Consider the following 9,734-nt stretch of genomic DNA (forward strand, 5'->3'; position numbering starts at 1 on the left):
GGCAGGAAACCATGGAGACCCTGGCCCAGGTGCTGTTCGCGACACTGGTCTGCGTGGTCATCGGCGTGCCGTTGGGCATCGTCGCGGCGCACAAACCGATGTTCTATACTTTCATGCGTCCGGTACTCGATCTGATGCAGACCGTACCGACCTTCGTTTATCTCATTCCTACCCTGACCCTGTTCGGCCTGGGTGTGGTACCCGGTCTGATTTCAACGGTGGTGTTCGCGATTGCCGCGCCCATCCGCCTGACTTACCTGGGTATCCGCGATGTACCGCAAGAGTTGATGGACGCCGGCAAGGCCTTTGGCTGCTCGCGCCGTCAGTTGCTCTCGCGCATTGAACTGCCCCACGCCATGCCGAGCATCGCTGCCGGCATCACCCAGTGCATCATGCTCTCACTGTCGATGGTAGTGATCGCGGCACTGGTGGGTGCTGATGGCTTGGGTAAACCCGTGGTCAACGCACTGAACACTGCCGATATCGCCCTGGGCTTCGAAGCCGGCCTGGCGATCGTATTGCTGGCGATCATGCTCGACCGTATTTGCAAACAACCCGACGCTAAAGTAGGGGGTGACGCATGAGCATAATCCGCTTCGACAAGGTAGACGTTGTCTTCTCCAAAGATCCGCGTGAGGCCCTCAAGCTGCTGGACAAGGGCATGACGCGTGACCAGATCCTGAAACAGACCGGGCAGATCGTCGGTGTCGAAAAGGCCAGCCTGGACATCGATAAAGGCGAAATCTGCGTACTGATGGGCCTCTCCGGTTCCGGCAAATCCAGTCTGCTGCGCTGCATCAACGGCTTGAACACCGTCAGTCGCGGGCAACTGTTCGTCGAGCATGAAGGCAAGCAAATCGACATCGCCTCCTGCACCCCGGCCGAACTGAAAATGATGCGCACCAAGCGCATCGCCATGGTCTTCCAGAAATTCGCCCTGATGCCCTGGTTGACGGTGCGCGAGAACATCAGCTTCGGCCTCGAGATGCAGGGCCGGCCCGAGAAGGAACGGCGCAAGCTGGTTGATGAAAAGCTTGAACTGGTGGGCCTGACCCAATGGCGCAACAAGAAGCCCGATGAACTCTCCGGCGGTATGCAGCAACGGGTCGGCCTGGCCCGTGCGCTGGCGATGGACGCCGACATCCTGCTGATGGACGAACCCTTCTCGGCCCTCGATCCGCTGATCCGCCAGGGTCTGCAAGATGAATTGCTGGAACTGCAAAACAAGCTGAACAAAACCATCGTGTTCGTCAGCCACGACCTCGATGAGGCCCTGAAACTGGGCAGCCGCATCGCGATCATGAAAGACGGCCGGATCGTCCAGTACAGCAAACCGGAAGAAATCGTCCTGAACCCGGCCGATGACTATGTTCGGACCTTCGTCGCCCACACCAATCCGCTCAACGTCCTCTGCGGTCGCAGCCTGATGCGCACCCTGGACAAATGCAAACGCATCAACGGCTCGGTATGCCTGGACCCGGGCGGCGACTCCTGGCTCGACCTGGCCGAAGGCAACACCATCAAGGGCGCACGCCAGAACGGCGCCAGCCTTGATCTGCAGAACTGGGTACCGGGCCAGGCAGTGGAAGGCCTGGGCCGTCGGCCGACCCTGGTGGACTCCAACATCGGCATGCGCGAAGCGCTGCAGATCCGCTACCAGACCGGCAACAAGCTGGTGTTGCATGACAACCAGCACGTCGTCGGGATACTCGGCGACAGCGAGCTCTACCATGCGTTGCTAGGGAAGAATCTGGGGTAAGGACAGCACACACAAAAACGCCGCGACGATCGCGGCGTTTTTGTTTTATCTGTCATGGACGGTTGCGCCGCATTAAAAGATCGCAGCCTGCGGCAGCTCCTACACCGACCCGGTACACCCGCGAATCCGCAGGTGAACGCACCCCCCGTAGGAGCTGCCGCAGGCTGCGATCTTTTCAGGAGCAACGCGGTGTAACTGATAGACACCGCGCCTACTTCAAGTTTTAGCTATACACCCGGCCAAGGAGCTGCCGATGGCTTTCAAACTGATCGAACACGTCACGGATGATCTGATCCTGAGTGAAGCCCATCAAGTCGTAGTCCTGGCTGCCGTTGTGCAGATACACCTCAGCGCGGTAGTAGCGCTGGCGCGCCTCATCGGACTGAGCCGACTCGGTCGGCGTCGCAAGATAACCCTCCAGGCTCACTTCGTAGACAAAAGGGTTGCCCTCTTCCATCTCGAGCCGCACACCCATGCAACGCTTGGCCTTGCCCAACAACGTTTGCACGTCCAGACCCTGAGCACGCAGTTGAGCAGCGGCATCTTCCAACGCCGGGCTGACTTGCCTGTCCATGAAGCGTTGAACAATCGATTGGCTCGGTTGCAGTTCCAACTGAGTCAAACGCTCGCTGAAACCACGGCGGCCGCGAGCGGCCAGTTCCGCTTGCTCCTGTTCGATCTGCACGTCCTGGCGCATGGCCTTGTGCAAGCCGAACATAAACAGCACCAGCACCACCGAGAACGGCAGCCCCGCCAGCACGACCATGGTCTGCATGGCTTCGAAGTTGCCGGCGAACAACAGACCGATGGTCACCAGAGTGATCACCACCGACCAGAAGATCCGCAACCAGTGCGGCGCGTCTTCGTCGACATTGCCGCCCTTGCAGGACAGGTTGGCCATCATCACCGCGCCGGAATCCGCCGGGGTCAGGAACAGCACGAAACCGACAAAGATCGACACACCGATCACCACCTTCGACGCCGGGTAGTGCTCAAGCAGTTGATAGATCGCCATGGAGGGTTGCTCCAAAGCTGTTCGCCCGAGCTCCACCGCCCCCTGGTTCATCACCAGGTCCAATGCCGAGTTACCAAAGATCGACAGCCAGGCCAGGGTGAAGCCCAGCGGAATCAGCAACACGCCAGCCACCAGCTCACGCACGGTACGACCGCGGGAAATACGCGCGATGAACATGCCGACGAAGGGTGCCCAGGAAATCCACCAGGCCCAGTAGAACAGGGTCCACAGGCCCAACCAGCGGTCAGACTTGTCGCTGTCGCCTTCGTACACATAGAGGTCGAAGGTCTTCAGCACCACACCATTGAGGTAGTCACCGATGTTCTGCACGAAGCCGTTGAGCAGGTGCAGGGTCGGGCCGAACAGCAGTACAAAAATCAGCAGACCGCTGAACAGCACGATGTTCAGGTTGGACAGCCGGCGGATGCCGTTTTCCACCCCGGACACCGCCGCGATGGTCGCCACGGTGCTCATCACGATGATCACGATCAGCAGATTGGTATTGCTGTGTTCCATGCCGAACAGATTTTCCAGACCCGACGACACCTGCAGCGAGCCTATCCCAAGGTTGGTCACCAGACCCAGCAGCGTCACGAACATGCCGAAGCCGTCCACCGCGTGACCGGCCGCGCCCTTGACCCAACGCTCGCCCACCAGCGGGTACAGCGCCGAACGCAGTGCCAGCGGCTGGTTGTGACGATAAGCAAAGTAGGCCACGGCCAGACCGACCAGGGCGTAGATCGCCCAGCCGTGCAGGCCCCAGTGCAGGAAGGTCAATTGCACCGCCTGACGCGCAGCGAGGTTGCTGCCCGCGACACCTTCCGGCGGATTGAAATAGTGGTCCAGCGGCTCGGACGCGCCGAAGTACAGCAGCGAGATGCCGATACCCGACGAGAACAGCATCCCGGCCCAGGCGCCGTAACTGAAATCCGGGGTGTCGTCCTTGCTGCCCAGCTTGAGCTTGCCGTAGGACGAAAACGCCAGGCCCACGACGAACACCAGATAGGCGGCGATCACCACCATGTAGTACCAGGCTGCGAGACAACCAGGCCTGGGCAATGCCAAGCAATCTGCCGGCCTCTTGCGGGGCAATGATCAGAATGGCGGTCAACAGCAGGATCAGCGCGGTGGAGGTGTAGAACACCCAACCGTTGACCGTCACCTTCTCGGGCGGGGTCTTTATAAGAGAGGCGGAACTCATGGCACAGATGCTCCAGGCAGTGCGAGAGAAAGACACAAGGCAGTGCATCACCCGACCAATCGCTTAGTTGGCGGCCGACCGACGGGTGATATAAAGACACCCCGAAAAAAGCCCGAACCCACAGAGACTGCGTTGAGAACCGGCTACGAAGACCTGGCACGAACAATTGCCAGCTTTTTGGGCCGCAGCGTCCAACACTTCGGTCTTCGGCGGTTCACGCCATGCCCTGCTTGGGTTTCGAGCTTTTTTGGATGTCGCTTTTTCGCCATTTACACGTAGGAAAAAGCTGTAAGCAGCGACGAATTGTCGCAGATCTTATTCTTTGTTGATTGAACGTTCAATCAAAACAAAATAGACTGGCCTCAACGCCGGTAGCCGTTCGACGACTGCCGGCAGGCCTAAGGAGATGTGCAAGATGCCCAAGGTCGGTATGCAACCCATACGCCGCCAGCAGTTGATCGAAGCCACGCTACAGGCGGTCGATCAGGTCGGAATGGGGGATGCCAGCATTGCGCTGATCGCCCGTTTGGCCGGTGTCTCGAATGGCATCATCAGTCACTATTTTCAGGACAAGAATGGCCTGATCGCCGCCACGGCGCAGTATCTGATGAGTGTCCTCAGCGAGAACGTCACCGCGCGCCGTCAGGCGCTGGAGGACAACAGCCCACGGGCCCACCTCCAGGTGATTATCGAAGGCAACTTCGACGCCAGCCAGGTCAATGGCCCGGCAATGAAAACCTGGCTGGCCTTCTGGGCCACCAGCATGCACCACCCGTCTTTGCACAGGTTGCAGCGGATCAACGATCACCGCCTGTATTCCAACCTGTGCTGCCAGTTCCGCCGTGTGTTGCCGCTTGATCAAGCGCGCAGCGCCGCCCGCGGCCTGGCGGCCCTCATTGACGGTTTGTGGTTGCGCGGTGCGCTGTCGGGAGATGCTTTCGACACCGAGCAGGCGCACCAGATCGCTTACGAATACATGGATTTCCAATTGGCCAAGCAGGTGAGTTAGAGCACACATAACCGCTCAGCCCCTGAACTGCCACTGACCAGCGCTGCCAAGGCTATACGGCACGCCCAGTGGTCAACGCCAACCACAATGCACTTGCGAGGACACTATGGCCCGTTTCGAACTGCAAAAACTCTACATCGATGGTGGTTACTCCGACGCCAGCAGCGACGCCACCTTCGACGCCATCAACCCGGCTAACGGTGAAGTTCTCGCTCAAGTGCAGCGTGCGGCTAAAGAAGACGTCGAGCGCGCGGTTGTCGCCGCCGAAAAAGGCCAGAAAATCTGGGCCGCGATGACTGCCATGCAGCGTTCGCGCATCCTGCGTCGCGCCGTTGATATCCTGCGTGAACGCAATGATGAACTGGCTGCTCTGGAAACCCTGGATACCGGCAAGTCCTACTCCGAAACCCGTTATGTCGACATCGTCACCGGTGCTGACGTACTCGAGTACTACGCAGGTCTGGTCCCGGCCATCGAAGGCGAGCAGATCCCGCTGCGCACCACCTCTTTCGTCTACACCCGTCGCGAGCCACTGGGCGTCGTGGCCGGTATCGGCGCGTGGAACTACCCGATCCAGATCGCCCTGTGGAAATCCGCACCTGCCCTGGCGGCCGGTAACGCGATGATCTTCAAGCCAAGCGAAGTCACTTCCCTGACCACCCTGAAGCTGGCCGAGATCTACACCGAAGCCGGCCTGCCGGACGGTGTGTTCAACGTACTGACCGGCAGCGGCCGTGAAGTCGGCACCTGGCTGACCGAGCACCCACGCATCGAAAAAATCTCCTTCACTGGCGGCACCGACACCGGCAAGAAGGTCATGGCCAGCGCTTCGAGCTCTTCGCTCAAAGACGTGACCATGGAACTGGGCGGCAAGTCCCCGCTGATCATCTTCGACGACGCCGACTTGGATCGCGCGGCCGACACTGCGATGATGGCCAACTTCTACAGCTCCGGTCAGGTCTGCACCAACGGCACTCGCGTGTTCGTACCGAGCCACCTGAAAGCCGCTTTCGAAGCCAGGATCGTTGAACGCGTTGCGCGCATCCGCGTCGGCAACCCGCAAGACGAGAACACCAACTTCGGCCCGCTGGTCAGCTTCGCCCACATGGAAAGCGTGCTGGGTTACATCGCCAAAGGTAAGGAAGAAGGCGCTCGCGTCCTGTGCGGCGGCGGTCGTCTGACCGACGGCGAGTTCGCCAAAGGCGCATTCGTCGCACCGACCGTGTTCACCGACTGCACCGACGACATGACCATCGTTCGCGAGGAAATCTTTGGCCCGGTGATGAGCATTCTGACCTACGAAACCGAAGAAGAAGTGATCCGGCGTGCCAATGACACCGACTTCGGCCTGGCCGCCGGTGTGGTGACCAAGGACCTGAACCGCGCTCACCGCGTGATACACCAGTTGGAAGCCGGTATCTGCTGGATCAATGCCTGGGGCGAGTCAGCGGCAGAAATGCCGGTCGGCGGCTACAAGCAATCGGGCGTGGGCCGCGAAAACGGCATCAGCTCCCTGAACAACTTCACACGCATCAAATCGGTACAGGTCGAACTGGGCGATTACGCCTCGGTTTTCTAAGACTCGCGAGTCTGGGTGAACGCCATTGTGGCGAGGGGGCTTGCCCCCGCTGGGCTGCGAAGCAGCCCCCATCCAGACACCGCAAGTCTTCAGATAGAAAGCGGTCACTGACTTTACGACTGCTGCGCAGCCGAGCGGGGCGATGCGGCGTTCCGACAAGCCCCCTCGCCACAGTTGCGCGGCGTCACGGCGACCGCGACCTGACCACCATCAAAGAGGGTGCATTCAATGTCCCAAGAATTCGACTACATCATCATCGGGGCCGGCTCTGCCGGTAACACCCTGGCGACCCGTCTGACTGAAGACGAAGGCGTCACCGTGCTGCTGCTCGAAGCAGGCGGCCCGGACTATCGCCTGGACTTCCGCACGCAAATGCCTGCGGCCCTGGCGTTTCCGCTGCAAGGCCGGCGCTACAACTGGGCGTACGAAACCGATCCAGAGCCACACATGGATGGTCGCAAGATGGAATGCGGTCGCGGCAAGGGCCTGGGCGGCTCGTCGCTGATCAACGGCATGTGCTACATCCGCGGCAACGCCATGGATTACGACAACTGGGCCAAGCTTCCAGGACTTGAAGACTGGGACTACCTGAACTGCCTGCCCTATTTCAGAAAAGCGGAAACCCGGGACATCGGCCCGAACGACTACCACGGTGGCGACGGCCCGGTCAGCGTGACCACGCCAAAAGCCGGTAACAACCCGCTGTTCAGTGCCATGGTCGAAGCCGGCGTGCAAGCCGGTTACCCGCGGACCGAAGACCTGAACGGCTACCAGCAGGAAGGTTTCGGCCCGATGGACCGTACCGTGACGCCCAACGGCCGTCGCGCCAGCACCGCTCGCGGTTACCTGGACATCGCCAAGAAGCGCTCGACCCTGACCATCGTCACCCACGCCCTGACCGACAAGATCCTGTTCGAAGGCAAGCGTGCGGTCGGTGTACGTTATCTGGTGGGCGACGCTGAAGAGCCCGTTGAAGCCAAGGCCCGCAAGGAAGTGCTGCTGTGCTCCGGCGCCATCGCTTCGCCGCAGATCCTGCAACGCTCCGGTGTCGGCCCGGCCAAGCTGTTGGAAAGCCTCGACATCCCGGTGGTCCATGACCTCCCGGGCGTTGGCGAAAACCTGCAAGACCACCTGGAACTGTACCTGCAATACGCTTGCACCCAGCCGGTCTCGCTGTACCCTTCGCTGCTGATGCACAACCAGCCGGGCATCGGTGCCGAGTGGCTGTTCAACGGCACGGGTATCGGTGCCAGCAACCAGTTCGAAGCCGGCGGTTTCATCCGCACCCGTCCGGAATTCGATTGGCCGAACATCCAGTACCACTTCCTGCCGGTTGCGATTAACTACAACGGCAGCAATGGCGTGAAGGAACACGGCTTCCAGGCGCACATGGGTTCCATGCGTTCGCCAAGCCGCGGGCGCATCCAGGTCAAATCCAAGGACCCGCGCCAGCACCCGAGCATCTTGTTCAACTACATGGCCACCGAGCAGGACTGGCAGGAATTTCGCGATGGCATCCGCCTGACCCGGGAAATCATGCAACAGCCGGCTCTCGACGCTTACCGTGGTCGTGAGATCAGCCCGGGCATCGAGGTGCAAACCGACGAGCAGTTGGACACCTTTATCCGCGAGCACGCCGAAACCGCGTTCCACCCGTCCTGCTCGTGCAAGATGGGCACCGATGAGATGGCCGTGGTCGATGCCGAAGGTCGTGTGCATGGTATGCAAGCCCTGCGCGTGGTCGATGCCTCGATCATGCCGATCATCACCACCGGCAACCTGAACGCACCGACAATCATGATCGCCGAGAAAATCGCCGACAAGATCCGTGGCCGTAAACCACTGCCACGCAGCACTGCCGACTACTTCGTCGCAGGTGATGCGCCAGTGCGCGGCAAGCCGCTGCGGGAAGTGAGCCGGACTGCGCAATAACCGGAATGGCGCCAACCGCAACGGCTGGCGCCAAATCCCGTAGCAGCTGGCGAAGCCTGCGTTCGGCTGCGTAGCAGTCGCAATCCGGTGAACTCAGTTTCCATGCAGAAACGGGGATTCATTTACGACTGCTGCGCAGCCGAACGCAGGCTTCGCCAGCTGCTACGGGGGTTTGCGTAAACCCTCCCTCTACCGCTTCACCCTTGATCCCACCCCCTGTACCGGCCTAATCTAGTGCCGCGCAATCGTTTCACCCCCGCCCCAATCGACAAGCCGCCACTAGACTGGCCACGAGGCTCTCTCATGTTTGATGTCGTATCTTCGAGCAAATGGCCCACCGGCTACATGATCAATCCAAACGCTGAACCCCTCGATCCAAAATGGTTGAAGGAATTCAGCAAGATCCCCGCCGCTGCCGTCAGCGACTGTTTGGGTCGCAACGTCGGCGGTCTGGGCCTCAAGGCCTTCCATGGCAACGCCCCGATGCTTGGCAGCGCGCTGACCGTACGCGTACGCCCCGGGGATAACCTGATGATCCTCAAAGCCATGCAGATGGCTCGCCCCGGCGATGTGCTGGTGATCGACGGCAGCGCCGACCTGACCCGCGCCGTGTTCGGCGGCATCATGCGCGCCATGGCCCTCAAGGCCGGGATCGTCGGCGTGGTGATCAACGGCGCCCTGCGCGACCTCGACGAATGGCTGACCGGTGAACTGCCGGCCTACGCCATCGGCGGCGTACACCGTGGTCCGAGTACCGATGGCGGCGGCGAAATCAACGTGCCGATTTCCTGTGCCGGGATGCTCGTTGCACCGGGCGACCTGATGATCGGCGACGGTGACGGCGTGGTCGCGGCGTCGCGCTCCGAGCTGCCGGAACTGCTGATCCGCTGCCACGATCTGCTGGCCCGGGAAAAAGCCACCCTGGCCGCGATCGAAGCCGGCACCCTGGACCCGGATCGGTTTGATGCGATTCTGCGGGCCAAGGGTTGTCCGGTCTGATTGTGCAGGGTTTGAGATCCACCCCTCACCCCAACCCTCTCCCCAAAGGGGCATAGGTATCTACGCATCTTTTAAGGGCTGCCGAATACTGTGGCGAGGGGGCTTGTCGGAACGCCGCACCGCCCCGCTCGGCTGCGCAGCAGTCGTAAAACCGGCGGATGCGTACTACCTGGAAAACCGCGATTGCCGGTTTTAGGGCCGCTTCGCGACCCAGCGGGGGCAAGCCCCCTCGCCACAGGT

At 60.8% G+C, this 9,734-nt stretch carries 6 protein-coding genes and 1 pseudogene; 6 read left to right on the top strand and 1 reads right to left on the bottom strand.

Annotated features, from left to right (window positions below; all coding sequences use genetic code 11):
• On the top strand, positions 1-584 hold a 584-nt coding region (locus F8N21_RS29045; protein ID WP_150645409.1), incomplete at its 5' end, for an ABC transporter permease subunit.
• Positions 581-1,759 carry a choline ABC transporter ATP-binding protein gene (choV, locus tag F8N21_RS29050; protein WP_150645410.1) on the top strand — a complete coding sequence of 393 codons (1,179 nt, stop codon included), beginning with the start codon at positions 581-583 and terminating at the stop codon, positions 1,757-1,759. The genes F8N21_RS29045 and choV, both read left to right, overlap by 4 nt.
• 223 nt (positions 1,760-1,982) lie before the next feature.
• On the opposite strand, the pseudogene F8N21_RS29055 reads toward choV, so the two are convergent.
• Positions 1,983-3,918: pseudogene (locus tag F8N21_RS29055) on the bottom strand (BCCT family transporter).
• Positions 3,919-4,390: 472 nt separating this feature from the next.
• Here F8N21_RS29055 and betI point away from each other — a divergent pair.
• The 4 genes from betI to F8N21_RS29080 all read left to right on the top strand — a co-directional run bounded on the left by betI (position 4,391) and on the right by F8N21_RS29080 (position 9,494).
• Positions 4,391-4,984: a transcriptional regulator BetI gene (gene betI, locus F8N21_RS29065; RefSeq protein WP_150645411.1), complete on the top strand. Its 594-nt coding sequence runs from the start codon at positions 4,391-4,393 to the stop codon at positions 4,982-4,984.
• Between the two features lie 106 nt (positions 4,985-5,090).
• Positions 5,091-6,563 (top strand): betaine-aldehyde dehydrogenase, encoded by a 1,473-nt coding sequence (gene betB, locus F8N21_RS29070; RefSeq protein WP_150645412.1) that lies wholly within the window; start codon positions 5,091-5,093, stop codon positions 6,561-6,563.
• A 228-nt stretch (positions 6,564-6,791) separates the two neighbouring features.
• Positions 6,792-8,495, top strand: coding sequence for a choline dehydrogenase (betA, locus tag F8N21_RS29075; RefSeq protein WP_150645413.1), 1,704 nt, complete (start codon positions 6,792-6,794; stop codon positions 8,493-8,495).
• A 303-nt stretch (positions 8,496-8,798) separates the two neighbouring features.
• The gene (locus F8N21_RS29080; protein ID WP_150645414.1) at positions 8,799-9,494 is read left to right on the top strand and encodes an RraA family protein; all 696 of its coding nucleotides are present in this window, start codon (positions 8,799-8,801) and stop codon (positions 9,492-9,494) included.
• The last annotated feature ends 240 nt before the right edge of the window (positions 9,495-9,734 follow it).

Source organism: Pseudomonas fluorescens, from assembly GCF_902497895.1.
In the GTDB taxonomy this organism is placed as follows: domain Bacteria; phylum Pseudomonadota; class Gammaproteobacteria; order Pseudomonadales; family Pseudomonadaceae; genus Aquipseudomonas; species Aquipseudomonas fluorescens_BP.

Bases quoted from the DNA above. Each gene is read 5' to 3' on its own strand.
- choV (WP_150645410.1), top strand. From the start codon at position 581: ATGAGCATAATCCGCTTCGACAAGGTAGACGTTGTCTTCTCCAAAGAT.
- betI (WP_150645411.1), top strand. From the start codon at position 4,391: ATGCCCAAGGTCGGTATGCAACCCATACGCCGCCAGCAGTTGATCGAA.
- betB (WP_150645412.1), top strand. From the start codon at position 5,091: ATGGCCCGTTTCGAACTGCAAAAACTCTACATCGATGGTGGTTACTCC.
- betA (WP_150645413.1), top strand. From the start codon at position 6,792: ATGTCCCAAGAATTCGACTACATCATCATCGGGGCCGGCTCTGCCGGT.
- F8N21_RS29080 (WP_150645414.1), top strand. From the start codon at position 8,799: ATGTTTGATGTCGTATCTTCGAGCAAATGGCCCACCGGCTACATGATC.